The organism is Hyphomicrobium denitrificans 1NES1 (genome assembly GCF_000230975.2).
In the GTDB taxonomy this organism is placed as follows: domain Bacteria; phylum Pseudomonadota; class Alphaproteobacteria; order Rhizobiales; family Hyphomicrobiaceae; genus Hyphomicrobium_B; species Hyphomicrobium_B denitrificans_A.
Genome location: NC_021172.1, coordinates 3747710 through 3773501, shown reverse-complemented (window position 1 = coordinate 3773501; position 25792 = coordinate 3747710). Strand labels below are relative to the sequence as shown.

At 60.6% G+C, this 25792-nt stretch carries 22 protein-coding genes and 1 pseudogene; 12 read left to right on the top strand and 11 right to left on the bottom strand.

Annotation, left to right across the window (positions count from 1 at the left end; genetic code table 11):
• Both HYPDE_RS18155 and mprF read right to left on the bottom strand, forming a co-directional pair.
• A complete protein-coding gene (locus HYPDE_RS18155; RefSeq protein ID WP_144061317.1) occupies positions 1-1395 on the bottom strand; it encodes a virulence factor family protein in 1395 nt (464 codons plus the stop codon).
• On the bottom strand, positions 1385-4015 hold the full coding sequence (gene mprF / locus HYPDE_RS18150) for a bifunctional lysylphosphatidylglycerol flippase/synthetase MprF (protein ID WP_051112104.1): 2631 nt from the start codon (positions 4013-4015) through the stop codon (positions 1385-1387). The genes HYPDE_RS18155 and mprF overlap by 11 nt, the downstream gene beginning before the upstream one ends.
• 363 nt (positions 4016-4378) lie before the next feature.
• Here mprF and HYPDE_RS18145 point away from each other — a divergent pair, with 363 nt between their 5' ends.
• Together HYPDE_RS18145 and HYPDE_RS18140 are read left to right on the top strand one after the other, a co-directional pair.
• A complete protein-coding gene (locus HYPDE_RS18145; protein ID WP_244437735.1) occupies positions 4379-5551 on the top strand; it encodes a sensor histidine kinase in 1173 nt (390 codons plus the stop codon).
• A 287-nt stretch (positions 5552-5838) separates the two neighbouring features.
• The gene (locus HYPDE_RS18140) at positions 5839-6363 is read left to right on the top strand and encodes a hypothetical protein (RefSeq protein WP_015600018.1); all 525 of its coding nucleotides are present in this window, start codon (positions 5839-5841) and stop codon (positions 6361-6363) included.
• 17 nt (positions 6364-6380) lie between these two features.
• Here HYPDE_RS18140 and glpD read toward each other — a convergent pair whose 3' ends face one another.
• The 3 genes from glpD to HYPDE_RS18125 form a co-directional block, all read right to left on the bottom strand.
• On the bottom strand, positions 6381-7877 hold the full coding sequence (glpD, locus tag HYPDE_RS18135) for a glycerol-3-phosphate dehydrogenase (protein WP_015600017.1): 1497 nt from the start codon (positions 7875-7877) through the stop codon (positions 6381-6383).
• Positions 7878-7945: 68 nt separating this feature from the next.
• Entirely contained in the window at positions 7946-9868 is a 1923-nt protein-coding gene (locus HYPDE_RS18130) for a sodium:solute symporter family transporter (protein WP_015600016.1), read from the bottom strand.
• A gap of 424 nt (positions 9869-10292) precedes the next feature.
• Positions 10293-10838, bottom strand: coding sequence for a copper chaperone PCu(A)C (locus HYPDE_RS18125; RefSeq protein ID WP_041320644.1), 546 nt, complete (start codon positions 10836-10838; stop codon positions 10293-10295).
• A 170-nt stretch (positions 10839-11008) separates the two neighbouring features.
• Here HYPDE_RS18125 and coaBC point away from each other — a divergent pair, with 170 nt between their 5' ends.
• The 4 genes and pseudogenes from coaBC (at position 11009) to HYPDE_RS18105 (ending at position 14810) form a co-directional block, all read left to right on the top strand.
• The gene (coaBC, locus tag HYPDE_RS18120) at positions 11009-12244 is read left to right on the top strand and encodes a bifunctional phosphopantothenoylcysteine decarboxylase/phosphopantothenate--cysteine ligase CoaBC (RefSeq protein WP_015600014.1); all 1236 of its coding nucleotides are present in this window, start codon (positions 11009-11011) and stop codon (positions 12242-12244) included.
• Positions 12241-12708 (top strand): annotated as a pseudogene (gene dut, locus HYPDE_RS18115) (dUTP diphosphatase); the annotation flags it as partial. The gene coaBC and the pseudogene dut, both read left to right, overlap by 4 nt.
• Positions 12709-12952: 244 nt before the next feature.
• Entirely contained in the window at positions 12953-13954 is a 1002-nt protein-coding gene (gene cysK, locus HYPDE_RS18110; RefSeq protein ID WP_041321503.1) for a cysteine synthase A, read from the top strand.
• Between the two features lie 19 nt (positions 13955-13973).
• A complete protein-coding gene (locus tag HYPDE_RS18105) occupies positions 13974-14810 on the top strand; it encodes a HesA/MoeB/ThiF family protein (protein ID WP_015600011.1) in 837 nt (278 codons plus the stop codon).
• A 30-nt stretch (positions 14811-14840) separates the two neighbouring features.
• Here HYPDE_RS18105 and HYPDE_RS18100 read toward each other — a convergent pair whose 3' ends face one another.
• A complete protein-coding gene (locus tag HYPDE_RS18100) occupies positions 14841-15839 on the bottom strand; it encodes a 2-hydroxyacid dehydrogenase (RefSeq protein WP_015600010.1) in 999 nt (332 codons plus the stop codon).
• Between the two features lie 265 nt (positions 15840-16104).
• Between HYPDE_RS18100 and HYPDE_RS18095 the strand changes: the two genes are divergently transcribed.
• Entirely contained in the window at positions 16105-16614 is a 510-nt protein-coding gene (locus HYPDE_RS18095; RefSeq protein WP_144061316.1) for an SH3 domain-containing protein, read from the top strand.
• 36 nt (positions 16615-16650) lie between these two features.
• Here the strand turns inward: HYPDE_RS18095 and irrA are convergent, their stop codons facing one another.
• Positions 16651-17088 carry an iron response transcriptional regulator IrrA gene (irrA, locus tag HYPDE_RS18090; protein WP_015600008.1) on the bottom strand — a complete coding sequence of 146 codons (438 nt, stop codon included), beginning with the start codon at positions 17086-17088 and terminating at the stop codon, positions 16651-16653.
• A gap of 263 nt (positions 17089-17351) precedes the next feature.
• Here irrA and fabA point away from each other — a divergent pair, with 263 nt between their 5' ends.
• From fabA to HYPDE_RS18065, 5 genes are all read left to right on the top strand, one after another.
• Positions 17352-17876 (top strand): bifunctional 3-hydroxydecanoyl-ACP dehydratase/trans-2-decenoyl-ACP isomerase, encoded by a 525-nt coding sequence (fabA, locus tag HYPDE_RS18085; protein WP_015600007.1) that lies wholly within the window; start codon positions 17352-17354, stop codon positions 17874-17876.
• Between the two features lie 62 nt (positions 17877-17938).
• Positions 17939-19171, top strand: a complete 1233-nt coding sequence (gene fabB, locus HYPDE_RS18080; RefSeq protein WP_015600006.1) for a beta-ketoacyl-ACP synthase I — start codon at positions 17939-17941, stop codon at positions 19169-19171.
• A 135-nt stretch (positions 19172-19306) separates the two neighbouring features.
• Positions 19307-20176: an enoyl-ACP reductase FabI gene (gene fabI, locus HYPDE_RS18075; protein WP_015600005.1), complete on the top strand. Its 870-nt coding sequence runs from the start codon at positions 19307-19309 to the stop codon at positions 20174-20176.
• A gap of 49 nt (positions 20177-20225) precedes the next feature.
• A complete protein-coding gene (locus HYPDE_RS18070) occupies positions 20226-21071 on the top strand; it encodes a glutamate racemase (RefSeq protein ID WP_015600004.1) in 846 nt (281 codons plus the stop codon).
• A gap of 140 nt (positions 21072-21211) precedes the next feature.
• Entirely contained in the window at positions 21212-21472 is a 261-nt protein-coding gene (locus HYPDE_RS18065; RefSeq protein WP_015600003.1) for a hypothetical protein, read from the top strand.
• Between the two features lie 79 nt (positions 21473-21551).
• Here the strand turns inward: HYPDE_RS18065 and pnp are convergent, their stop codons facing one another.
• The 4 genes from pnp to rbfA form a co-directional block, all read right to left on the bottom strand.
• Complete coding sequence (pnp, locus tag HYPDE_RS18060; RefSeq protein WP_041321501.1) at positions 21552-23756, bottom strand: polyribonucleotide nucleotidyltransferase; 2205 nt, start codon at positions 23754-23756, stop codon at positions 21552-21554.
• Between the two features lie 173 nt (positions 23757-23929).
• A complete protein-coding gene (gene rpsO, locus HYPDE_RS18055; RefSeq protein ID WP_015600001.1) occupies positions 23930-24211 on the bottom strand; it encodes a 30S ribosomal protein S15 in 282 nt (93 codons plus the stop codon).
• A 210-nt stretch (positions 24212-24421) separates the two neighbouring features.
• On the bottom strand, positions 24422-25342 hold the full coding sequence (gene truB / locus HYPDE_RS18050; RefSeq protein WP_015600000.1) for a tRNA pseudouridine(55) synthase TruB: 921 nt from the start codon (positions 25340-25342) through the stop codon (positions 24422-24424).
• Positions 25343-25347: 5 nt separating this feature from the next.
• Positions 25348-25746: a 30S ribosome-binding factor RbfA gene (gene rbfA, locus HYPDE_RS18045; RefSeq protein ID WP_015599999.1), complete on the bottom strand. Its 399-nt coding sequence runs from the start codon at positions 25744-25746 to the stop codon at positions 25348-25350.
• Positions 25747-25792: the final 46 nt, after the last annotated feature.

Below are 25792 nucleotides of genomic sequence, written 5' to 3'. Positions count from 1 at the left end.
TCACCGCTCGGCGCTCACGGCACGCAGCCGATCGAGAATGATCTGCGCGATCTCCTGGTAGTCGCCCCCGAAATGATGCCCGCCGGTGCGAGCCACACGCGTCGCACCGTCAAGTTCAGGCAGCGTGCATCCGGTATCGTTGTCCTTCTGCTCCTCGACGCTATAGACGCACATCACACGGTCCTTTGGCAATTGCGCCAAGTAAGGCCCGAGCGGAATGTCCGCGGATGAATTCAACCCGAGCCAACCTGCCACTGACATCTGCAGGCGCGCGACGGGCTCCAGTCCGAGCATTGCGATCAGCTTGATCTCGCTTTGCGTCGCGGGATCGAGTTTTGGCCAAGTGAGCGGAATGATGCCCGCGCCGAACGAATACCCCGCGAGCGCGAAGGATTTCACACCCCATGCAGGCCCGTAATGACGGATGATACGCCCGATATCGGCCGCAATCGTCTGAGGCTCTTTCTTGCTCCAGAAATAGCGCAGCGCATCGACGCCGATCACCGCAACGCCGTCCTTCGACAGCATTTCGCCGAGCCGCTTGTCGATGTCGCGCCAGCCGCCATCACCAGAGAAAAAAATCACCAGAATTTTGGGCTGTGTCGCCGGCAACTCTTCGAGCGGCAAATCGCTGAGCGCCGCAGTCGTTGTCGCGGCAACCTCGAAGACGGCGTTGATCGCAACGTCTCGCGAAGACTTGTCCTGCGGCGACCCGGCCATCGCCTTCGACCCCGGATTGGCGTCGACGAACGGCTGCGAGCTCTGATCGTCGGGATTTGTGGTGACGATGATCCACCGTCCCGCCAGTTTCGCGGGCGCATACGTGAATGTTCCAGGCTTCGGCCCGGCAGTCGACGTTACGTCGCAAAAGGGCTGCGCCGATGCCAGCGTCGGCGAAAATCCGAAGCTCACCGCCCCCGCAAACGTATTCGACGGTGTCTGCGCCAAGCCGAGGTAGGCGATGGCGCCTGCATCGCCGATGCCAAGCAGCACAGGCTGTTGCCAGCTCTGCATGCCGGTCTGCCGCTCCGCCGTGCGTGCCAGACCTTCGAGATCGCCGAACAGGTCGATGCAATGCTTGCCGCTGTCGGGCGATTGGAGGATGGACCGGACGGCAGCTTCACCGATGACGGCAACGGCGGCGCCCCGGTCGGCGAGTCCGCCTGCAATCTCCCGGTTGGCAGATGCCGGACCATTCGGGTCGCTCAACAAGATCACGAACGCAGACGCCTCCGCTTTGGGCATAACAAGCTCGACGGTACCAAACCGCGGCTGCGTCATGGTCATCGTCGCGGCCGCCGCGGCGCTGGCCGCCAGAACCCCCGCAAGCACAACCGCGCTCGCGGCGAGCGTTGCCCTGCCAACGAAGTCGCCCAGTCCCACCCTAAGCCTCATGCTGTTGACGTCCCGCCATGACGCGTTGCGGGCTTGAGCTGATGAGCCCAGCGATGTCGAGCAGAGTTTGTGGCAAGCGCAGGCTTTGCTCGTAGGCGAGATACTTCGGCCGCCACTCGGGTTTGAACTTGCTCTTGAAGATGCGCACACCCTCGAAGTTGTAGAGCCGGTCGCCGTAGCGGAAGAACAGCCCGGCGAATCTCGCCCAGCGTGACGCAAGCCGATGCTCAGGCAGACCGGACAACGGAGCCATTCCGAGATTGAACCATTTGTAGCCCTCTGTCTTGGCCTGTTCGAGCAGCATCACGACCAGATAGTCCATGACGCTTTCCGGTGCGTCCGGCACGTGCCGCATCAGATCGAGCGACGCCGTCGCTGCGGCGGGTTTCCTCAAGATGTTCGCAAAGGCAACGATTCGTCCTTCGTGCCGAACGACCGCAATATCGTGCCGACGCAGATAATCTTCGTTCCAGAAGCCGAGCGAAAAGCCCTTCTCGCGCCGACCGTGCACCGCAAGCCAGGCATCCGAAACACGCTTCAAGGCCCAAAAGAAGTTCGAAACGTCGGCCGCCTTGATGACTTCAAACGAGACACCGCTTCGCTCGACCCGCGACTTCGTTTGTCTAAGTCTCCGGCCAACTTTGCCATCAAGCGTAAACGCTTCGAGATCAACCCACGCATCTTCCCCGAGCTTGATCAGCGAGAACCCAGCGTCGAGATAAACCGGCAGGTGGTCGGCTGCGACCTGATAGAACACCGGCACGCCCCTGTGCTCGTCGGCGTTCTCCTTGAACCGCCATACGAGATCGATGAGATCGGCGCTTCTGACCGCAATCGGATCGCCCATAGCAACCCATGTCGAGCCACGCACGCCGTACATTACGAAGCCGTCGCCGCTTTGGGAAAACAGGAACTGCTTGTCGCCGATAAGGGCAAGCTCCGACGTGATCTGCTTCGAGGCACGGACGATCGCCTCGACCTCGAGAACCTGGCTCGGCGAAATGCTGTGCCGTTTCGGCGTAACCCTATGCATGAGCTGATAGGCGGCGATGACGATGGCGATCGTCGCTGCGCCGAGGGTTGCGCGCAAAAACCGCGACGCATCCTGATGATACGCGAACTCCCACCACAGAGAGTTGTCGTAGGGAACGCCTCGGTAGATCGCGAGACCGATGAATGCCGAAGCGCCGACGGCAACGGCGACGGCTAATAACGCAGATGCCGACGGACGGCCCGAGAACACGCCGCCCTGGCGATAGAATTCCTTTCTGCCGACGAAGAGCAACCCGGCCGCGGCGAGACAGATGAGCGCTTCGCCGAAGTCGAGCCCCTTCGTCACCGAAAAGACAACTCCCCCGCCGAGCAACAGAAGCGCCAGCTGCCAAGCCGACCGAAGGCGATGTGCAAGACCGTTCGCAACGACGAGAAGGATGGTCCCAACAAGACTGGCGATGAAATGCGAGGCTTCGACGAACGGCAGCGGGATGAAATTGCGCACGACGGACATGCGCTCCGCCGGCAGCGTTCCCGAGATGAGGAGCACCAACCCGCCAAAAAAGGTTGCTATCGCCGCAAGCGGTGGAATGATCGGATCGAACAGCGCCGCGGTCGGGTTGCTGTCTTCGTGCGCAACCCGCGACCTCGCTCGCACTTCATAGACGACGAGCATCATCGCCGCGATGGAAACCGGCACGAAATAATAAACGAGCCGGAAAAGTAAGAGCGAGCTGACGAGTTCGGGCGACGGCGCGCCCTTGGCGGTACCGAGCAGAACGATTGCGTCGAACACACCGAATCCGCCGGGGACATGGCTGATCACGCCAACTACGGTCGCGAGTGAAAAGACGACCAGGAATCCCGGCAACGTGACGGCGAGATCGTTCGGTAGCAGCACCCATAGCGCGGCGGCAGCAGCGGCGACGTCCGCCATGCCCACCAAAATCGCCGCAAGCGAAGTTCCCGCTCCCGGCAGTGGCAACTGCCAGTCCCGGATTGCGATCGCCGTCCGCTTGCGAGCAGCGATGACTAGCCACAGCGCCAGCGCTGCCAGAATGACGAGGCCCAGAATTCGGCAGGTCACCGCATCGAGACCGACCAGAGCGGCGACGAGCTCCGGATTGAGTGTCAGACAGATGCCAGCGATAGCCGCAAGCCCCGCCCAGAAGCTCAACGCGCAAAGCAGCACGACAGCCAGAACTTGGTCGGTCGACACCCGCCACGGGCGATAAAGACGCATCCGGACCGCACCACCGGTCAGAACGCCGAAGCCGAGCGTGAACGTCACGGCATGACTGATGAACGAGGTGATGGCGGTGGTTCGAAGCGGAACGCGATCGGCGCCGACCAGCCGTAGCGCGATGACGTCATATCCGACCAGAGCAAGATACGAGATGGCGGTTGCAAGTCCTGCGAGAGCGAGTCGCGACGCAGGAAACGTGACGATGGTCTGACGAACTTGGTCCCACGAGATGTTTTCGAGATTCTTGTAGAGAACGGTCACCGCATACGAGAATGCCGCTAGCGCGACGATCGCTCCGACGACAGACCAGTCGATGCGTCCCAAGACTCCGCGATTGACGCCGACTTTGTCTTCGCAACGCTTTTGACGCGCCGTCCGCAACTTTAGCTCCAAAACCAGCGTGCCGGACGCTCGTCGCGGCAAAGCCCGCCCTACTACTACTCTCAATGCGAAAAAGCAGCCGCGTCAGTTAGTAAAATTCCCGATTTCGCCGAAAGCGTCTGAAATGCGGATACCGCATTTGGTTTGAGTATCGTGTGAGGCAAAGTTGCACTTTGATTGCCGTCTTGCGCTGCCAACACTGGTCGGGATCGAGCCCCCGACGCTGCAAGCCGTGCAAAACAATCCGCACCCATGGGACAACGGTGGAAAATAAGCGATTTCCATATAATGCCGGTCGGCAAATCGCGTAGATGCATTCGACAGGAGTGCCTGAGTAGCTCTTGGGATTTGATGAATTCCGCGATGACGGCTGCACTTACGCCCGCGCTCCAGCACACGCATGACAGCGGTCCGGCGCTCGACCTCGGAAACGATCCCGGCGTCATCGTTGTCGATCCCGAACGCGCCGAAATCGTGGCTGCCAATACCGCTGGCTCGCGCGCTATGGGTCTATTCGCCTATGCGGCATTTCCGATCGCTCTCGATGCATCAACCCCGGCGCTCGCTCGCTTGCGCGAGATCGCGACCCTTGGGACCGCCAATGGCAAATCCATCGAAAGGTTGACGTTCTGGAGCAACGGCCGGCTGAAGGCGCTTCAATGCACCGTCAGTCAGCAGGCAAACGACCGGTCGGGAGTTTTTGTCCTGCATGTCATCGACGAGACCTGCTCCGAAGCAGCCCTTGTCGACGCACAAGAAGATCGACCGCGGATCGGCGGAGCGCGTCTCCAGACTGCGGCTCCGGCGGCAACCCCCGATCTCCGGCTGGCGCCAACGTCCATTCTCGATCCCGATCATCTCGCAAAGCTCGCGCATGAACTTAAAACGCCGCTGACGGCGATTGCAGCCGCAGCCGAGATCATGCGCGACGAACGGTTGGGCGTGATGGGCAACCCGCGCTATTTGAATTATGCCGCCGACATTCACGAAAACGCGACACACGCGCTCGACGTCATTGCGTCGCTTCTCTCAGAAAGCGTCAAGTCCGGAGCCACACTGCCGCGCCTGATCGCACTCGACCTCAATGCAGTCGTGGAGCGTACTGTCTCCAGCGTACAAGCCCTCGCACAGTCGCGGAATCTCACTCTGACGCTCAAGGCAGAAAAAAGCCGGCCGCACGTCATCGCCAATCCGACGTCGTTGCGCCAGATCCTTCTCAACCTTCTGACCAACTCCATTAAGTTCACGCCGCCCGGAGGCGACGTTGACGTCGAAACGGGTTATCTCGCCGACGGTCGCGTATTTCTGGCGGTTCGCGATACCGGATGCGGAATAAGCGGCGGCAGCGCGGTCACGACAAGCAGTCCAGAGCAGGGCGGAACAAGACAGCCTTGGCTCAGCGGCAGCGGAATCGGACTTCCGCTCGTCCGTCGTTTGGTCAGCGAAATGAGTGCCGAATTCGAAATCGAGAGCGCCCCTGAAAAGGGAACGGTTGCGCGGATATCTTTCGCAGGGTTCGCGCGCTGGCCCGCCTGAAAACACCAGCCCGGATCGGACAAATCTTCCCAGTCATAGCCAATTGAAAATTATAAAAATTCTAATGTATTGCTGTCCGTTCGCTAACGGTTGACCCGCACATTCCGATCAGGTTAGCACACACCTACGGTGCCGCAGCGGCATCGCGCGTCAACGACCGGCGCCAACCCGATACCGGGGCCTTGAACCCCGCATATTGGAGCAGATGATGAAACGAATTTCTTGCGCGCTCCGTTGCGCGAATAGCCGTCTTCCTCGACCGGCTCAGCCGACGGAGGAACGCTTTCATGGCTAGTTCTTCACTGAGCACCCGAACCGATACGGCGCGTCCGACAGCGAAAGTCGTGCCGCTCCCCGCGAAAGCGCCCGAGCGACTCGTCGGCGTCGGCTTTCGATGCTGGCTCGCGGGCCTTTCGACGGGCGACATCAAGTGTTGGGAAGATGCCTGGAACTCGTTCTCAGGTATTCTCGGTCCGGAGCACGCGAAAGCCCTGCTTCTCGACCTGTCCAAATTCGTTCGCGCCGTCAAAGCCAACGCCCAGCGCGACATCGAAATTTCACCGTCCGGCTGCCGCAGCTTCTGCCGTGACGAATGTCTGGCAATTTCGATCATCGCAGCATGTCAACACGACGAGCGCCAGGCGTTGACGGCCTCGGCGGCGGCATTGATCGGCTCGGATGACATCGGCGACACGCTCAACGGCGCTCAGGCCCTCGCCGCAGCGCTTCGCAAGGCGAACCAGTTGTTGTGCCCCGAGTCCGTCTGTCCGGCGACGTGCGCACTTCGCGCCAAGCGCCGCCGTTTGATGTGATCCCAAGCGCGAGACGCTCACGACGTATCAAGGTAAGACTGTATCGCATCGGCGGCGCTTGAACGCGCCTCCGGAGCAATGTGCAGGCCCGTTTTCGTCCGCCGCCAGAGAATGTCGTCGGCCGTTTCCGCCCATTCCTCGGATTTGAGATACGCGATCTCTCCGGCGCTTAAACCCGCGCCGAAATCTTTCCCAAGATCACGTTCCGATAACGCGCCCTCGATGACACGGGCTGTTTGCGTGCCATACCGGCGCGCAAGCCGCAGCAGCGTGTTTCTTCCAAAACCGGCATTGGTGCGAGCGAAATCGTCGAACCACGCTTCGAACGTGCCACCCTCGAAATCGCCGCCGGGAAGCGGTGCAGTCTTAGTCGAACACGAACCCGCTGCCGGAAAGTATGCTCCAAGAAGATCGAGCGCCGATTCCGCGAGCTTTCGATAGGTCGTGATCTTCCCGCCGATGACATGCAGGATCGGTGGCGTCCCATCGGATTCAACGACGAGGCGATAATCCCTGGTAATCGCAGAAGCGTTGTCGCTGCCGTCATCGTCGAGCGGCCGGACGCCTGCAAATCGCCAGATAATCTGCTCACGTTTCAGCGAAACGCGGAAATACCGATTTGCGGCGTCGAGAAGGTAGGTTTCCTCCTCTGCCGTCACGCTCGCCATGCGTGGATTTTGCGTCTGCGGCTGTTCAGTCGTACCGATCAGCGTGAAGTCGGCTTCGAAAGGCAATGCAAACACGACGCGGCCATCGAAGTTTTGCAAGGTGTACGCGTCGCACGCACCCGCAATTCTCGGAACGACGATGTGGCTACCCTTGATCAGCCGGACATCCGCCGTTCGCGCGCCGGACGATCCCCGCAGCCGCGCCACATCACCGACCCAAGGGCCCGCCGCATTGACAACGGCGCGTGCCGCCACGTGACGAGCTTCGTCGCCAAGCGTCACGATCCAAAGCCCGCCTTCGACACGAAGAGCGCGAACCGGCGTTCGCGTCGCGATGCGCGCACCCGCCTCGCGCGCAGCAATGGCATTGAGAACGACGAGACGTGCATCGTCGACCGCGCAGTCCCAGTAGCTGAACCCGTGCTTCAGGTTGGACGCCAGCGGCGCACCCGCAGGGTCGGCGCCGAGATCGATTGCCTGCGATCCGCCCAATGTTCTGCGCGTTGCGAGATGATCGTAGAGGAAAAGTCCGGCCCTGATCAACGCTCTCGACCGCATGCCCGCGACATGAGGCAGAATGAAACGCATCGGCCGGATGATGTGCGGCGCCTTGGCGAGCAGAACCTCGCGTTCCGCTAATGCTTCCCGGACGAGGCGGAATTCATAGTGCTCGAGATATCTGAGCCCGCCGTGAATGAGCTTCGAGCTCGCCGACGACGTCGCGCCTGCCAAATCGTCGGCTTCAGCCAATAGCACGCGCAACCCGCGCATCGCAGCATCGGCTGCGATGCCGGCGCCGTTGATGCCGCCGCCGATCACGACCAGATCGTAGATCTCGTACGACATCCGTTGACGCCGCTCCGCATCGTCCGTCTACAAACGAGCTTAGATGACTCGGCTCCGTGCGCGAAGGCTTAGCGCGCGGGACGCGCCGTCTTTCGATCCCGGACAAGAAGGCTGACAGCAATCGCAACGACAAACCCGAGCGGCACCGCCACCAGTACGATCGCGGCGGGCTTCAACCCACCCCAGTTGGCAAGCGTTGCCGCGTGCTCCCGCAAAGCAGTCCACGCCGCCGCCTGTGACTGTGGATCGACCGCAAGAGTGACAGCCGTATCGAGGTCGGCAAATCTCTGCACCGCTTCGGCTCCCGCATCCGACAGCCCGCCGGAGATTCGGAAGAACTCGACCGGCCAGACGTGGACACCGAGCAGATAAGCCGCTGCAATGAACGTACCCGCCGCCATTGCGGCGACGGCGCCCGCAGAATTCATATGCCGCCAATAAAGGCCTAGAACGATCGGCACGAAAAGACCGGCAGCGAGCAATGCGAATCCCTCCGCCAAAAGCAAGCCGCTCCCGATCGTCGACACGCTCGCGATAATGGCCCCCAGCGCAAGCACGCTGGCGCCGATTGTCGCTGAACGAAAATCCAAATCTCGTTGTGACGAATTTTTTCTGACTTCCGCATCGGCATCGACGAGGCTGGCGAGAAGCGCATGGCCCATTAGGAGCGTCGCAATCAGAACGGCCAATAGCAGCGGATACTGCAAGAAACGATCGAGACCCGCCATGAACGGCGCAGCGACGACGAACCCGTCCGTCGAGAATGTGAGATCCTGGAGCCTTAGAAATCCGCGCTGCTCGGGTGCCTTGGCGCACGCTGCAGCAAGGTCGGCAACGTTGCCCGAATTCCTGTCGCAGATTTTGACCCATCCGAGTTCGCTGGCCTCGGCAAACTTATTGGGAATGACTGCGTCTTCGATGCCCTTAGCCAGCACCGTCTCGAAAGCGACACGACTATAAACGGCAAGCGGCGGCAGGCTTGCTACGACGACAGCAACCCCGATCAGCGCCAACGCCGTACGGCGCACCGCCCCTCCCGGCGCGACGACCGATTGCGAAACATGCCGCCCAAGAAGATGCGGAGCCGCCACCACGCCGAGCGCAACGGCGAGCAGAAGTCCCGCAAAATTTCGCATCGAAAGCTGTAGGAAGGGCGAGGTCATCGGCGTCAGCGCATCGACGTCGGCAAGGCGATTGACAACCAGCGTCATATTGAGGTTGAGGTGATTTTCGAGCGCCGCTCCAAGCGTCAGATGCGGGATGGTCCAGCCTCGGGCACGTGCCGCGATCGCCACAAGCGTGATGATCAGCCCGATGAGCATCGCCGCAAAACCGATGCCAGCAAGTTTTCGCACCGCCAGCACGCGGCCAACCAGCCAGACGGCGGCCACACCAAAAACGAGTGCCGTCACAGCTTCCGGAAATTCGATTCGCGCCAGACTCTGCAAAGCATAGGCACCCGCTTTCAGATCGGCGGCAAGCAGAACCGCTGTCGCCGCGGCCACAATCAGCAAGGCAAGTCGGCGCGCGGAATTCCCGCCGTATCGAACGGCAAAAAAACCGCCGATAGACCGCACCGGGTAAAGAACGAACCGCGGAGCGATGAGGATCGCAAGCAACGTCAGGCCTGCAATAAGCCCAATCGGCAACGCCAGAGCGTCATATCCGATAGCTGCGATGTATCCCGTGAAGCCGACGAGCGTCGCGGCACCCACGGCTTCGCCTGCGAATGCCAAACTCGACCAAATGTTTTCCGCAGGGGCACGGCCTCCAGCGCGCCAGGCGTAAACGAACGCGAGAACGACGAGCGCGATCAACGCGCCTTGAGCAGCGATCCAAAAGCCGAGCGGAGAACCACCGAGACGGAAGAAGTTGAGAGTCAGAGCCGAAAGCGGCAGCGCAAGCGCCACGACGAGCCAGATCGCCACGCTCGCCAGGATGAGGCGGCGTGAGGGTCGGCTGGCATCAGCGATGTCCCCTTGTCGGCCCATCTTCTCCCCTTCTGCTCGGATGGTAGCCTAACAGCGGGCGTTATTGCCGCGAGAAAGACGCCCCGATCAAGGCGGCTGGGCGCGAGGTGTGCAGAATTTTGGCGATAGTCGCCGGGAAAGGCGAGTTAGGCACACACTGCACGTGCGTCACCGAAGGTTGTCCGCTGCAGGACACGTGTCGCGCTCTGAGCGCGCCTTTAGGACGCGAGCAAAGGCCAAAATTGAATTGGGGCGGCGCGCCAAGCGCACCACCCCAATAGTTTCGTCCCTAGACTTGGACCTTTATTCGTTTTGTTTGAAACCCACGACCGGTCCGGCCGTCGTGAGCGCGCGCACCATGTACCATCATTCGCTCTGCGTCAAGTAACCGCGCGACATAAAAAATTCGTCGCACTCGCGGAAAGTCCGATCACGGAGAATGCTCTCAATGATGCATGTCGCCGTGCGTTTGATCAGGTGACATCATTCCGTCATGCGACATTGAGTCCATGTTGCCGCCGGAATGATGGTGGACCCCTTGCGGACCCATGTCCGCCATCCCTTTGACACCCGCCTTGACACCAATGGGACCGGCTTTCTCGAAGGTCAGCGTCAAATCGACGGTATCGCCTTCCTTCAGGGGCTGCTTCAAGTCGAAGAGCATGATGTGGTCCCCCATCGGCTTCAAAACCAACGTCTCGCCAGGCTTCAGATCGATCGCGTCCAGGCGGCGCATTTTCATGACCCCGTTTTGCATCGAGCTTGAATGAACCTCGGCCTTGTCGGCGACGGACGACGAAACGGCGGTTAACCGGTCCGAGGTATTCTTGTCCGTCCGGATTTCGAGAAAGGCCGCGCCGATGGTTGCACCGCCCGGTGTCGCTCGCGCCCAAGCGTTCGCGACGGTGACGCCCTTGCTCGTGGCCCCCTGACCGTGGGCCGCGGCAGGCAGTAGAGCCATTAAGCTCAAAAGCAGAAATCTAAAGCGCATGGGTGACGCCTCCAAAATGGAATGGTTAGGGCGGATATAGGCGGGATGGTGCCGTTGGGTCATGCAGAATCGCGCGCAAGGCTCGGTTGTCGCCTCAACTGCCTTAACTTCCGGCCGGCCGGAATATGATAAAGTCTTGGCCTCTTGCGTCCTCATAGGGCTTTACAGAGTTGTCCTCGGCGAAACGGATTTTACTGATCATCGGCGGCGGCATCGCGGCTTACAAGTGCCTGGATCTCATCCGGCGCCTGAGAGAACGCGGCCATCACGTTCGTGTCGTGATGACCAAGGCTGCCCAGCAATTCGTCACACCCCTTTCTGTCGCGGCGCTGACCAATGAACGTGTCTTTACCGATCTTTTCGATCTCGATGACGAGCGTGAGATCGGACACATCCGGTTGGCTCGCGATTCCGATCTGGTTATTGCCGCACCGGCAACCGCCGACCTAATCGCGCGTATGGCGGGCGGACACGCCGACGACCTCGCGACCGCGATCCTACTCGCAACGGACAAGTCCGTGCTCGTTGCGCCGGCAATGAACCCGCACATGTGGCTCAATCCGGCGACGCGCCGCAACGTCGAACAGCTCAAGCGCGACGGCATCCGTTTCATCGGTCCTGCAGTCGGAGAGATGGCGGAGCGCGGCGAAGCCGGGCCCGGACGGCTCGTTGAAGTGCCAGACCTGCTCACCGCCATCGAAAACCATTTTTCTTCCGGCTCTGAAAATAAGCCTCTCGCCGGACGCCACGTCATCATCACGAGCGGACCGACCCACGAACCTATCGATCCGGTGCGCTACATCGCGAACCGCTCGTCGGGAAAGCAAGGGTGTGAGCTGGCCATGGCAGCGGCAAAGCTTGGCGCGGACGTCACGCTTGTATCTGGCCCGGTATCGATCGCCGACCCGCCGGGCGTTCGCGTCGTCCGCGTGACGACGGCGAAAGAAATGCTTGAGGCGGTCGAAGCCGCACTTCCGGCCGATATCGCCATATTTGCAGCGGCCGTCGCCGATTGGCGCGTCGCCGCACCGAGCGTATCCAAAATCAAGAAGTCCGCTTCGAACGCCCCACCAGCTCTGTCCCTCGCCGAAAATCCCGATATTCTGAAAGCAATTGCGCAAAGGAGCAAAGGACGCCCAGCCCTCGTCGTCGGCTTCGCCGCCGAGACGCACGATGTCCTAGTTCATGCGAAAAAGAAGCTGAAGTCCAAGGGCGCCGATTGGATCGTTGCAAACGACGTATCGCCGCAAACGGGCATCATGGGCGGCGATCGCAACACTGTTCATCTCTTGACGAGTGCTGGCGTTGAAAGCTGGCCTGAGATGACCAAAGCCGACGTCGCCGCCAAAATCGTCGAACGCGCCGCCAAACATCTGGCGAGTCTGAAGCGAGCCGCCGCCGAATGAGCCGGCCCCGCCAGCCCGTAAAAACCAAGGTCAATATCCGGCGTTTGCAGCACGCCGAAGATCTTTCCTTGCCCGCCTATCAAACGGCAGAAGCTGCAGGTTTCGATCTCGTTGCCGCCGTTCCTGCCGATAACCCGGTGATACTCCTGCCGGGCGACCGCGTGCTCGTCCCAACCGGATTGATTTTCGAATTGCCGCCGGGAAATGAAGCTCAGGTCAGGCCGCGATCCGGACTCGCGGCGAAATTCGGAATTACTGTTTTAAACAGCCCCGGCACGATCGATTCCGACTATCGGGGCGAAGTCTCGGTCATATTGATCAATCTCGGTAAAGAGGCCTTCACGATCAAACGTGGCGAACGGATCGCGCAGATGATCGTCGCGCCGGTCACCCACGTCGATCTTCAAGAAGTTGCGAAGATCACCGCGACGAAACGAGGAGCCGGAGGCTTCGGTTCGACCGGAACGAAAACAAGCTCATCCTCAATGAAGGTCAAAAAACAAAACGCGGTTACGAAAAAGCCGCCTCCTAAGAAATCCAAATCTCCGCAAGAAGGAAGAACGCGAAGCCGCTAAGACGGAAAAGTGCTTTGCTTATTAAATGCTTGTTAGCAGCTTCGAGGACTTGAGGACCAGCCCCGAAACTGCGAGAACAGCCGCCACATCCCATATGCGCTCACAGCAGATCAACGAAGACCGAGAGAAGCCAATGACACAAACGCTTGAGATCAAGACACTCGCTGCCACGCGCACGTGGGGACGAGGGCGCGTCTACGAGAGTATCGACGAGACGATCGGACATACGCCGCTCGTGCGACTATCGAAAATCAAGGCGGCCGCAAATCTCAAGGCCGACATTCTCCTGAAGCTTGAATTCTTCAATCCGCTCTCATCCGTCAAAGACCGCATCGGCGTCGCCATGATCGACGCGCTCGAAGCGGAAGGACGCATCAAACCCGGCAGGACCGTTCTGATCGAGCCGACCTCCGGCAACACCGGCATCGGCTTGGCGTTCGTTGCGGCGGCACGCGGTTATCGCCTCATCCTGGTGATGCCGGAAACGATGTCGATCGAGCGCCGCAAGATTCTGACCCATCTTGGCGCCGAGTTGGAATTGACGCCGGGACCGGGCGGCATGCCCGCCGCGTTGACGAAAGCCGAAGAACTGGCGAAATCTCTACCAGACGCCGTCATTCCGGGACAATTCAGCAACCCGGCAAACCCTCTCGTTCACGAAAAAACGACAGCCGAAGAAGTCTATAACGACACGCAGGGTAAAGTTGACGCCGTGGTGATCGGCGTCGGTACCGGTGGCACGCTGACCGGCTGCGGCCGCGTGCTCAAAAAGCGCATTCCGGGCCTCAAAGTCATTGCCGTCGAGCCGACAACCAGCGCTGTGATCTCCGGCCAGCCTAAAGGCCCGCACAAAATCCAGGGCCTCGGGGCCGGATTCATTCCAGTGAACCTCGAAACCGATCTGATCGACGAAGTCGTGACAGTTTCCAGCGAAACATCATTCGAAGTTTCACGTATGGTCGCAAAGGTCGAAGGCATCCCTGGCGGCATTTCGACCGGAGCCAACGTCGCGGCTGCGATCTCGGTCGCGGAAAGGCCGGAATACGCAGGCAAGACGATCGTGACGTTCGCGCCCTCGTCGGCGGAGCGCTATTTCTCAAGCGAACTGTTCGTCGAACCGCAGCCGCGAAGCTAAGGTTCGAAAGGCAAAGACAATGACGACGCTGACGGCTGAGGAGGTGCAACGCTACAAGCGCCACCTCGTGCTGCGCGACGTCGGCGCACCGGGGCAGCAGAAGCTCAAGGCAGCGCGCGTGTTGATCATCGGAGCGGGCGGCCTTGGCTCGCCCGTTCTGATGTACCTCGCGGCTGCAGGCGTCGGCACCATCGGCATCATCGACGACGATCGCGTCTCGCTCGATAATCTGCAGCGTCAAATTGCTCACGACAACACGGATGCTGGACGTCTCAAGGTCGAGAGCGCGCGCGATACCATTCATCGCCTGAATCCGCTGGTCAACGTCGAGGTTCATGCCGAGCGACTTAACGCCGAAAACGCCCTAGACCTCATCGGCCGTTACGACGTCATAGCCGACGGCTCGGATAATTTCGCAACCCGCTATCTCGTGGCGGACGCGTGTTATCTCGCGAAACGTCCGCTTGCCTACGCGACGCTTGGTGCATTCGACGGATACGTTTCACTATTCAAGCCGTACGAAAAGAAAGCCGACGGCACACCCTATCCGACGCTGCGTTGCCTGTTCCCGGAAGCACCGCCCCCAGGACTTGTAGCGAATTGCGCCGAGGTCGGCGTGCTCGGACCGGTCGCCGGCGTCATCGGCACGCTGCAGGCAGCCGAGATCGTCAAGGAAATCCTTGGGATTGGTGAAAGTCTCGCAGGGCGGCTCCTGATTTGCGACGTACTGGCGAGCCGCTTCGAAGTCGTGTCGATTCCCTGGGATCCCGATAATCCACTGTCAGGCCGGATGCCGACAATCACCGATCTCTCGATCCATCGATCGACGGGCGGGAGCGCTTGCGCCGCCGAATAGCAGCGCCCGTGTCTTGAAGCGATTGCCAGATCAGAGCATCGCGACGTGCACGCGGTCGGGCGGCGCATGACCGTCGGCAAAGGCCTTGATGTTGATGATGACCTTTTCGCCCATGTCGATGCGGCCCTCGATCGTCGCCGAGCTCATATGCGGCAACGCAACGACGCGGTCGGACGCAAGAAGCCGCGGGTTGACGACCGGCTCGTTTTCGAAGACGTCGAGACCCGCTCCGGCGATCGCGCCCGTTTCGAGAAGCCGCGCCAGCTCATTCTCATCGATGACCTCGCCGCGCGCCGTGTTGACCACGTACGCCGAATGCTTGAGCAACCGCAGCCGCCGCGCCGAAAGAAGATGGTACGTCGCGGGCGTATGCGGACAATTGATCGACACGATGTCGACGCGGGTCAGCATCTGGTCGAGGCTCTCCCAGAATGTCGCCTCGAACTCGGCTTCGGCGTCCTCCGGCAAGCGGCGGCGATTGTGATAATGGATCTGCAGGCCAAAGGCTTGGGCACGCCGCGCGACCGCGCGCCCGATGCGGCCCATTCCAATGATCCCGAGGCGCTTGCCGTAAATCCGATGCCCGAGCATCCACGTCGGCGACCACCCCGACCACTTCGTTGCCGGATCGCGCATGTAGGCCGCGCCCTCGGCAAGCCGGCGCGGCACCGCAAGGATCAGCGCCATCGTCATGTCCGCGGTGTCTTCCGTGAGAACGCCCGGCGTATTCGTGACGAGGATGCCGCGATTGCGCGCCGTATCGAGATCGACATTGTCGACGCCGGTGCCGAAGTTGGCGATCAGCCGGAGACGCGGCCCCGCTTGCGTCAGCACGGCACGATCGATGCGGTCCGTCACGGTCGGCACGAGAACGTCGGCCGCTTTCGCCGCTTCGACGAGCTGTGCTTGAGTCATCGGCTTGTCTTCGACGTTGAGCCGGGTATCGAACAGTTCGCACATGCGCGTCTCGACGACGTCGGGAAGTTTACGTGTGACGACGACGACAGGTTTTTTCGTGGGAGTTGGCATTCGCTTTCCGTTGCACAAAGGCCGACCGATTCGGCCCAATGGGCGTGCCCGCTTGAGAAAGTGCGGCCCCGTGTCTATCAGATGGCCTTCGCGAAGACAAAGTGCTGATTCACTATGTGCCGCGACTACCCTTCATCTCTGAACCCATCATCAAATAGAAGCTCGCGAAACGCTTCAGATGACCGCATCGCTCTTTTCTCGCTCGAAACGTGTCCTGCAAGCCCGTAGCCCACGGCCTTTCGTGGCCGTTCTCTCGTACGTTGCTATGATATTCGTAGCAGCGCTCGCGCCCTTGGGCGCTCAGCCCGGTGAGACCTCGGCCACCCCCTCAGGCAGCGGCCTGCCGGTGCCACGGTTCGTCAGCCTGAAATCGGATCGGGTCAATCTCAGGAACGGGCCCGGAACCGATTATCCGACCGGCTGGGTTTATCGCCGTGCCGGCCTGCCCCTTGAGATCGTCAAGGAATACGAAAGCTGGCGTCAGGTTCGCGATTCTGAAGGCGCTACCGGATGGGTCCTGCAATCATTTCTGTCCGGCCGCAGGACAGCCTTGGTTCTGCCGTGGGAGCGGAAGGCCAGCGCGACACCACCGCTGGTTCCGATTCACGCGAACGACAGCGAGCGTTCGAACGTCGTCGTCAACGTCGAGGCCGGCGTTATCGCTGATCTCCATACGTGTGACGGACGCTGGTGCCGCGTGACGGTCGATGCCTACAGCGGCTACATCGAGCAGAAGAAGCTCTGGGGCGTATACGAAGGCGAAACGATCAAATGAGGCCGGGCCGAACCACCGCTTCGTCGGTTAATAGCCTTAGTCCTTCGAAAGACGAACGACCACGTCGACGTGTGTGATCTTCATACCTTCCGGCGGCTGCGGCAGACCCTCCACGCGGATCGCGTCTCCAGGAATGTCCATAAGCTCGCCGTTACTCTCGAGCAGGAAGTGGTTGTGGTTCGACGTGTTAGTGTCGAAGTAGGCTTTTGAGCCCTCGATCGCGAGTTCGCGCACGAGACCTGCCTTCTTGAATTGGTGCAGCGTATTGTAAACGGTCGCAAGCGACACGTGTTCACCGAGCGACGAGACTTCGGCATGCAGCTGCTCAGCAGTCACGTGCCGGTCGCCGCTTCCAAACAGAAGGCGACCGAGCGCCAACCGTTGCCGCGTCGGGCGCAATCCCGCCTGCCGTAGCATGCCTGGTATCGTGGCCATCGGTCTGGCATCCGGCTCCGCCGGCAATTTCTCAGACATTTCCGTTTGAACAATCGCTCTGAAGTTCCCACGTTGCACCTATCCCGGCGCAACACACTGTTAGATTGAAGTATAATCTTATGCCTGAAAACCCGCAACTTGCGACAAGAATACGTTATTTGGTCCAAAATCCCGTCGTTACAACGCCACAGCGGGCTGTGCTAGGCGTTACGCCGAGGCTGTGTTAGGAGCCGCAGACGTGTGACCGGCGTGGGATTATTTAAAATTAATCTCACTTGGCCGGGAGGAGACGAGGGGATTGCATGGCGGAGCGCCGTTCGAGCTACGAATTTGACGATCTTTTGGCCTGCGGGCGTGGCGAGCTTTTCGGTCCTGGAAATGCCCAGCTCCCGCTGCCGCCAATGCTAATGGTCGACCGCATTGCAGCAATTTCCGAGAACGCCGGCGCGCACGGGAAGGGCCAGATCGTCGCTGAGCTTAAAGTCGCAGGAAACGAACGCCTCGATTGGCTGTTCGCCTGCCATTTCAAGGGCGACCCGGTGATGCCCGGATGCCTGGGCCTCGATGCTCTCTGGCAGTTGACGGGTTTCTTTCTCGGCTGGCTTGGCTTGAGCGGCCAAGGCCGCGCTTCGGGCGTTGGCGAAGTCAAGTTCACGCGCGAGGTGACGCCGGACGTCAAATTGCTTGAATATGTCATAGACATCAAAAGAGTGATCGCCCGGAAATTGAAGCTCGCCGAAGCCGATGGCATCCTTAAAGCCGACGGTGAGGTGATATACACAGCCAAGGATCTGAGGGTCCTACTCAAATCGAGCGAAGGCCCTTAAGCGTTGCGCACCGCCCCGATGGCCTCGCGGGCTACGCAAAAACCGCAGGAGATTAGGAGCGCATGCGGCGCGTTGTTGTGACTGGAATGGGCATTATTTCCTCTATCGGAAATAATACTCAGGAAGTGCTCGCTTCCCTGAGAGAGGCGAAGCCGGGCATATCGCGCGCCGAAAAGTACGCCGACCTCGGCTTCAAATGTCAGGTCCATGGCGCGCCTCATCTCGAGTGGGAAAGCATGGTGCCGCGAAAACCTCGGCGCTTCATGAACCCCGGCGTCGGTTGGAACTGGATCGCCATGGATCAGGCGATCCGCGACGCCGGCCTTGAGCCGACGACCGTCGTCAACGAACGCACGGGGGTTATTCTCGGCTCCGGTGGCCCGTCGACACGTGCCATCGTGGAAGCCGCCGAGACGACGCTCGAAACCGGCGGCCCGAAAAAGATCGGCCCGTTCGAGGTTCCAAAGGCCATGTGCTCCGGACCATCCGCTGCGCTGGCGACGGCATTTCAGATCAAGGGCGTCAATTATTCGATCGCTTCGGCTTGCGCGACGAGCACGCACTGCATCGGCAACGCGACTGAGCTCATCCAATGGGGCAAGCAGGACGTCATGTTTGCCGGCGGCTGCGAGGAACTCGACTGGACGTTGTCGAATCTCTTCGATGCCATGGGTGCGATGTCGACGCACTTCAACGCGACGCCCGAAAAAGCCAGCCGTGCTTACGATAAAGACCGCGATGGCTTCGTGATCGCGGGTGGCGCCGGTGTCGTCGTTCTCGAAGAGCTGGAGCACGCGAAAGCCCGCGGCGCCAAGATCTACGGCGAAGTCAAAGGCTACGCCGCAACTTCCGACGGCTACGATATGGTCGCGCCGTCTGGCGAAGGCGCCGAGCGCTGCATGCGCCTCGCCCTCAAAGGCTTCGACGGCAAGGGCCTCCCCAAAATCGACTACATCAATCCGCACGGCACCAGCACGCCGGTCGGCGACGCCAAGGAAATCGACGCCATTCGCGCGGTGTTCGGCAGCAACATCCCGTCGATCTCTGCGACTAAATCGCTCACCGGCCATTCGCTCGGCGCCATCGGCGTGCAGGAGGCGATTTTCTCCCTGCTTATGATGAACAACGGCTTCATTTGCGAGAGCGCCAACATCGAGGAACTCGATCCGGCGTTCGCGGACGTGCCGATCGCCCTGAGTCGCATCGACAACGCCGAACTTAACTGTGTGATGTCGAACAGCTTCGGTTTCGGCGGCACCAATGCCACTCTGATTTTCGGCCGCCACGATGCCTGAGTAACGGTGCGATCCTGCGCCTTGCCTGTCTGTCGTCGACCGGCAGGCTGGCGGCACACGATGAGAGTATATAAGCGCGGTAGTGGTTGGTTCGACGTCCGCGGACGTAGTTTTGGTGACAAAGCGAGGCTTCCAATGACCGACATCGATATCGCCAGGCCGGGTCCGATCATGGCGGGCAAACGCGGTCTTGTTATGGGCGTTGCCAACGATCGCTCCATCGCCTGGGGGATCGCGCGGGTGCTCGCAGGCCAAGGCGCCGAACTTGCGTTTACGTATCAGGGCGGAGCCTTCGGTCGCCGAGCAGCGCCGCTCGCTCAGTCGCTTGGCTCGAAGATCATCGAGGAATGCAACGTTCTCGATCTGGCAAGCGTCGATCGGGTTTTCGACCGCATCAAACAGGAATGGGGCAGCCTGGATTTCGTGGTGCATGCGCTCGCCTATTCCGACCCGAAAGAGCTTGCCGGGCGCTACGCCGATACCACCCGCGAAAACTTCATCAATTCGATGGTGATCTCGTGCTTCTCGTTCACCGAGATTGCGAAGCGCGCGTCCGCGCTGATGCCGAACGGCGGCGCGTTGATCACACTCTCTTACGGCGGCGCGACCCGCTGGGTGCCGTCCTATAACGTCATGGGCGTTGCCAAGGCCGCACTCGAAGCCTCCGTCCGTTATCTCGCCGCCGATCTCGGACCGCAGGGCATCCGCGTCAACGCGCTCTCGGCCGGACCGATGCGCACGCTCTCCGGCGCAGGCGTTTCGGACGCCCGCGTCATCTTCAATTTCCAGCGCGATAATTCACCGTTGCAGAGAACTCCGACGCTCGACGAGGTCGCAGGCTCGGCGCTCTATCTGCTGTCGCCATTGTCCGGCGCCGTTACCGGCGAGGTCCACTTTGTTGACTGCGGCTACAACACCGTCTCGATGCCGTCGCTGCAGAGCCTGAAAGAGCACGACACCGAGTCGAAGGGTCCGAGCGCCTCGCCGTCCGCAGCGGCGGAGTGATCTTGGAAGCCGTTGACGTCCGCCGCCGAGCATCGCAAACACTCGGGCCATGATCGGCGTCTTTGATTCAGGGCTTGGCGGCCTCACCGTTCTGCGTGTCCTCATCGAGCGGTTCAAAGCCGCCGATTTTGTTTATCTGGCCGACCATGCGCACGTGCCCTACGGCAACAGCCCATCGGAAGCGATTGTCGATTACACCCGCGATTGCGTCGAAGATCTGTTCGGGCGCGGTGCCAAGCTCGTGCTCCTGGGCTGCAACACGGCAACCGCCGTCGCACTCAGACGTCTGCAACAGGAGTGGCTACCGCATAGCCGCCGGGCCGGGACACACAACGTTCTCGGCATTGTCGCGCCGACCGTCGAAGCCGCCACGCAAACGCCCTGGGCAGTGACCTCACCGCAATATCCGCAGAAGTACAACACCGACACGATCGGCGTATTCGGAACGACGCGGACGGTGATGTCGGGTGTCTATCCCGAAGAGATCGGCAAGCGCTGCCCGAAGGTGACGGTCGTCCAGCAGGTTTGCTCCGAACTCGCAGGCGCTATCGAGGAAAAACGGCCCGAGGCACACCTCGAAGACCTCGTGCGTGCAGGCATCGCCGGGCTTTTGAACGAAACGGATGGAATGCCCCCGCATCGTGCGATCCTCGGCTGCACGCACTTCCCGCTCGTCGAGCATCTGTTTCGCAAACACTTGCCGCCGTTCACGCGCATTCTCTCGCAGCCCGAGGTCGTTTCCGACAGCTTTGAAGATTATCTTGCGCGCCGGCCTCACTATTTGAACGGCGACGAATCCGGAAAGCTGACTCTCCTGACCACTGGCGATCCCGCAGAAGTCAGCAAAAAAGCTCGCGTATTCTGGCCGGACGTCCCCGCTTTCGGACGCGCATGAGACGCTAAGTTGCAACAGCGGCGCGCCGATCTCATTTCTCGGCGATTGATCAGTTGGCGGTCCTTTTGGGCGACGCTAGCCTTGCCCCGTTAGAGCCAACTGGAGATAAATCTCCGGAGTTCGGGGAGAGGAGTAAATCAATGAACAGCAAGATTTGGCTGGCTACCGTTGCGCTCGCAGCGGGGGTTGCGATGTCGGGCGCATCCGCCAACGCGGCCTCACCCGCACCGCTGAGCCTGCTCAAAGACGTAAGCGCACAATCGTCGAACGTCGTGGAGGCGCACTTCTGGCATCGCAAATGTCGCCGGGGACTGAACGGCTGGCACAAGCACGTGAAGGGCATTGGTCGCGTCCAATGTACGAACCACGTTTGCAGGCACGGCAAATGCTATTGGTTCTAGACGTTCGATAGAGAAACAAAGAGCCGCCAAATCAACGGATTTGGCGGCTCCTTTCATGTTGGCAACTTTGGATGCTGCATCAGCCGCGCTCACGGCGCGGACCACCGCGACCGCCGCCGCGGTTGCCTTCGCGACGTGGCGGGCGGCTCTCAAAAACTTCTTCCGGCTCACCCTCGGCGCGCGGAATTTCTTGGCCTGTCGTCTGATCGACGATCTTCATCGACAGCCGCGTCTTGCCGCGATCATCAAAGCCGAGAAGCTTCACATAGACTTCCTGACCTTCCTTCACGACCGCACCAACCGATTCCGGACGACCCGGCGCGAGCTGCGAGATGTGAACGAGTCCGTCCTTCGCACCGAAGAAGTTCACGAACGCGCCGAACTCCATGACCTTTACGACCTTGCCCTTGTAGATCTGTCCGACCTCGGGCTCCGACGTAATGCCGCGAATGCGCGCCAGCGCTTTCTCGATCGACTCGCGATTGGCAGATGCGATCTTCACCGTACCATCGTCTTCGATATCGATCTTGGCACCCGACTCCGCGACGATCTCGCGAATGACCGAACCGCCCGACCCGATAACTTCGCGGATCTTGTCGACGGGGATCTTGATCGTCTCGATGCGCGGCGCGAACTCGCCGAGCTCTTCACGCGCGCCGGTCAGCGCCTTCGCCATCTCACCCAGGATATGGATGCGGCCGTCGTGCGCCTGATCGAGCGCAATGCGCATGATCTCTTCCGTAATGCCCGTGATCTTGATGTCCATCTGCAGCGAAGTCACGCCGTTTGCGGTACCCGCCACCTTGAAGTCCATGTCGCCGAGATGGTCTTCGTCGCCAAGGATGTCCGACAGAACGACGAAGTCGTCGCCTTCCTTGATGAGACCCATCGCAATGCCGGCGACCGGTGCTTTGAGCGGCACGCCTGCATCCATCAGCGCCAGCGACGAACCGCAGACCGTCGCCATCGACGACGAGCCGTTGGATTCGGTGATCTCCGAAACGACGCGCAGCGTGTAGGGGAAGTCCTCCTGCGACGGCAGCATCGGATGGATCGCGCGCCATGCAAGCTTGCCGTGGCCGATCTCGCGGCGGCCCGGTGAGCCCATGCGTCCGACTTCACCGACCGAATAAGGCGGGAAGTTGTAATGGAGCAGGAAGCGCTCCTTCTTCGTCCCTTCGAGGCTGTCGACATACTGCTCATCCTCGCCGGTGCCGAGCGTCGCGACGACAAGCGCCTGCGTCTCGCCGCGCGTGAACAACGCCGAGCCGTGCGTGCGCGGCAGAACGCGAACTTCCGAAAGGATCGGGCGAACCGTTTTCAGGTCACGACCATCGATGCGCATCTTCGTTTTCAGAACGTCGCCGCGCATAATGTCCATTTCGAGAGACTTGAAGGCGTCCGAAAGCAGAACTTTCTCATTCGGATCATCAGCAGGAATTGCGATGCCCTCGCTAACTGCCTTCTTCGCTTCCCCGACGAGATCCTGGCGCTTGCCTTTTTCTTTGGTCGAGAACGCCTGCTTGAGCGTCTTCTCGGCGAGCTTCTTGACCTCGCCGGCGTACTTGGCCTTGTCGGGGATCTGGATGTCCCACGGCTCTTTCGCGGCCTTCTCGGCAAGCTTGATGATCGCCTGGATGACCGGCTGCATGTGCTTGTGACCGAACATCACGGCCTCGAGCATCTGCGACTCGGGCAGCTCCTTCGCTTCCGATTCGACCATCATCACCGCGTCGGCTGTGCCGGCGACGACGAGATCGAGTTTGCTCTCGATCATCTCATCGATCATCGGATTCAGCACGAGTTCGCCGCCGATGAGACCGACACGCGCCGCGCCGATCGGTCCGAGGAACGGCAGGCCCGACAGCGTCAGCGCCGCGGACGCGGCAACCATGCCGAGGATATCGGGATCGTTTTCGAGATCGTGCGACATCACCGTCACGACGACCTGCGTCTCGTTCTTGAAACCTTCGACGAAAAGCGGCCGGATCGGACGATCGATGAGACGCGACGTCAGCGTCTCTTTTTCGGTCGGACGGCCTTCGCGCTTGAAATAGCCGCCGGGGATCTTGCCGGCCGCGTAGGTGCGCTCCTGATAGTTCACGGTGAGCGGAAAGAAGTCGATGCCGGGCTTTACGGAGCGTGCGCCGACGACGGTCGCGAGAACCGTCGTGTCGCCGTATTGCGCCATCACGGCCGCGTCGGCCTGGCGGGCATAGTGGCCGGTTTCGAGCTTTAGCTTGCGGCCACCCCAATCGATTTCGACTCGATGGATATCAAACATGTTGGATCTTTCGTTTTCGCTTTTTCTGTTCGGTCGGACTTGCCCGCCGGCCTCATGCCGGGCGAGCACCTGTCGCGCCGGCACCGCAACGGCGCCGACGGCTCTCTTCTTTTAGATCTTTGCACGTACGGCCATGGGTTGGCCCCGTCTTGAACGCGAAGCGACTTCGCGGCTTAGCGGCGAATACCGTGCTTCTCGATGATCTTCTGATATCGCGCGTTGTCCTTGCTCTTCACATAGTCGAGCAGCTGGCGGCGCTGGCTGACCATCTTCAGCAACCCGCGGCGTGAGTGATTGTCTTTTTTATGCAGCTTGAAATGCTCGGTCAGCTCGTTGATGCGGTGGGTCAGCACTGCGATCTGGACTTCCGGCGAGCCGGTATCGTTGGCCTTCGTCGCGTTGTCTTTGATGATGGCCGTTTTCGCCTCACGGCGGTGAGGTGCGATCTGCGACATCGGTTGTTCCTTTCGAATTGGGAGTTGGCTCGAAGCGGCCACGGCCGGGATGTCGTCCAGCGGGGTCGCAAATGAAAGCCGCGCGAAAGTGCGAGCACCCCGCGCGGTCGGCGCTACTTATACACGAACCTCAGACAAACGCGAGGTTGAATTGCAATGTAAATACTCTTGTAATTTCAATGCATTACATCTACGTCGCAGGCTTACACATCAACCGAGGTTAAAAACGCGGGTGGGGTGAAGCGCACCTTTTGCAAGCTCACCGAGCGCGACAAGCCGCCCCTTGGAAGTTGCATAAGCAGGCCCCGACAGGATCGGCGCATCGCGTCCCCGGATCAGAACCGTTTGCCCGCGCGCCAGACTTGCCGCATCGCTCTGCGACACGAGCAGCTCCGGCAGATCGGCAAGCGCCGCTTCGACAGGCTGCAGCAATCGCGAAAGCTGTTCGGGGTCGCCGGAATCGGACGCAGCCATCAGCTCGTCCATCGTGACCGCGATGGCTTCGTCGAATGGGCCGACCTGCGTCCGGCGCAAAGCGATGACATGCCCGTAGCAGCCGAGAAGGCGACCCATGTCGCGCGCCAGGGCACGCACATACGTTCCCTTGCCGCAGCGCGCCTCGAACACGCTCGTCGCGGCGTCCGGTGTATCGACCAATTGCAAGCTGTCTATGAAGACGGGCCGCGCTTCGAGCACGACCGTCTCTCCGTCGCGCGCCAGATCATAGGCGCGCGCGCCATCGACCTTGATCGCCGAATAGGCAGGCGGCACCTGCATGATCTCGCCGTGAAACTGCGACAGCAGTGCTTCGATACTGGCGCGATCCGGACGCTGATCGCTCGTTTTCGTCACCGCGCCTTCGGTGTCGTCCGTCTCGGTCTCCGTGCCCCAGCGCACGGTGAAGCGATAGGCTTTCTCGCCATCGACCGCGAACGATACGGTTTTCGTCGCCTCCCCGAGCGCAATCGGCAGGATACCCGTCGCGAGCGGATCGAGCGTTCCCGAATGCCCAGCCTTCTGCGCATTGAATACGCGCCGTATGATGCCGACGGCCTGTGTCGACGTCATGTTCGCTGGTTTGTCGAGCACGAGCCAGCCGTGAACCGGCAATCCCTTTTTGCGGCGTCCCATTGGTTTTATTTCCCCGTATCCCGTCTGACCTTCTCGCTGTCGAGCAGCCGGTCGATGCGCGTCGCCTCTTCGAACGTTTCGTCCTCGCGGAACCTGAGATCGGGCGCGTAGCGGAGGTTGAGCGTATGCGCGACTTCGGCGCGGATGTATTTCTTGTTGCGCGTCAGCGCCTCGACAACGGGCTTCACGTCATTGCCGCCGAGCGGCATCACGTAAACGGTCGCCAGCTTAAGATCCGGAGACAGGCGCACTTCCGGGATCGTAATGACGTGCGACGAGAGCACATCGTCGTGGATTTCGCCCCGCGACAGCATCTCTGCGAGTTTGTGGCGTATGAGTTCGCCAATGCGCAGCATGCGCTGCGACGGCGCTTTCGCGCCGGAATGCGAAGACTTTCTTGTCATTTCTTTCCTGCCGCGGGATCGGACCGCGTGCAGCCTCTTCTCTCGA

Bases quoted from the DNA above. Each gene is read 5' to 3' on its own strand.
- truB (WP_015600000.1), bottom strand. From the start codon at position 25,342: ATGGGACGCCGCAAAAAGGGATTGCCGGTTCACGGCTGGCTCGTGCTC.
- fabB (WP_015600006.1), top strand. From the start codon at position 17,939: ATGCGGCGCGTTGTTGTGACTGGAATGGGCATTATTTCCTCTATCGGA.
- cysK (WP_041321503.1), top strand. From the start codon at position 12,953: ATGACACAAACGCTTGAGATCAAGACACTCGCTGCCACGCGCACGTGG.
- HYPDE_RS18140 (WP_015600018.1), top strand. From the start codon at position 5,839: ATGGCTAGTTCTTCACTGAGCACCCGAACCGATACGGCGCGTCCGACA.
- HYPDE_RS18145 (WP_244437735.1), top strand. From the start codon at position 4,379: ATGACGGCTGCACTTACGCCCGCGCTCCAGCACACGCATGACAGCGGT.
- HYPDE_RS18105 (WP_015600011.1), top strand. From the start codon at position 13,974: ATGACGACGCTGACGGCTGAGGAGGTGCAACGCTACAAGCGCCACCTC.
- HYPDE_RS18070 (WP_015600004.1), top strand. From the start codon at position 20,226: ATGATCGGCGTCTTTGATTCAGGGCTTGGCGGCCTCACCGTTCTGCGT.
- HYPDE_RS18100 (WP_015600010.1), bottom strand. From the start codon at position 15,839: ATGCCAACTCCCACGAAAAAACCTGTCGTCGTCGTCACACGTAAACTT.
- HYPDE_RS18065 (WP_015600003.1), top strand. From the start codon at position 21,212: ATGAACAGCAAGATTTGGCTGGCTACCGTTGCGCTCGCAGCGGGGGTT.
- rpsO (WP_015600001.1), bottom strand. From the start codon at position 24,211: ATGTCGCAGATCGCACCTCACCGCCGTGAGGCGAAAACGGCCATCATC.
- HYPDE_RS18125 (WP_041320644.1), bottom strand. From the start codon at position 10,838: ATGCGCTTTAGATTTCTGCTTTTGAGCTTAATGGCTCTACTGCCTGCC.
- glpD (WP_015600017.1), bottom strand. From the start codon at position 7,877: ATGTCGTACGAGATCTACGATCTGGTCGTGATCGGCGGCGGCATCAAC.
- HYPDE_RS18155 (WP_144061317.1), bottom strand. From the start codon at position 1,395: ATGAGGCTTAGGGTGGGACTGGGCGACTTCGTTGGCAGGGCAACGCTC.
- rbfA (WP_015599999.1), bottom strand. From the start codon at position 25,746: ATGACAAGAAAGTCTTCGCATTCCGGCGCGAAAGCGCCGTCGCAGCGC.
- HYPDE_RS18095 (WP_144061316.1), top strand. From the start codon at position 16,105: ATGATATTCGTAGCAGCGCTCGCGCCCTTGGGCGCTCAGCCCGGTGAG.
- irrA (WP_015600008.1), bottom strand. From the start codon at position 17,088: ATGTCTGAGAAATTGCCGGCGGAGCCGGATGCCAGACCGATGGCCACG.
- fabA (WP_015600007.1), top strand. From the start codon at position 17,352: ATGGCGGAGCGCCGTTCGAGCTACGAATTTGACGATCTTTTGGCCTGC.
- fabI (WP_015600005.1), top strand. From the start codon at position 19,307: ATGACCGACATCGATATCGCCAGGCCGGGTCCGATCATGGCGGGCAAA.
- pnp (WP_041321501.1), bottom strand. From the start codon at position 23,756: ATGTTTGATATCCATCGAGTCGAAATCGATTGGGGTGGCCGCAAGCTA.
- HYPDE_RS18130 (WP_015600016.1), bottom strand. From the start codon at position 9,868: ATGGGCCGACAAGGGGACATCGCTGATGCCAGCCGACCCTCACGCCGC.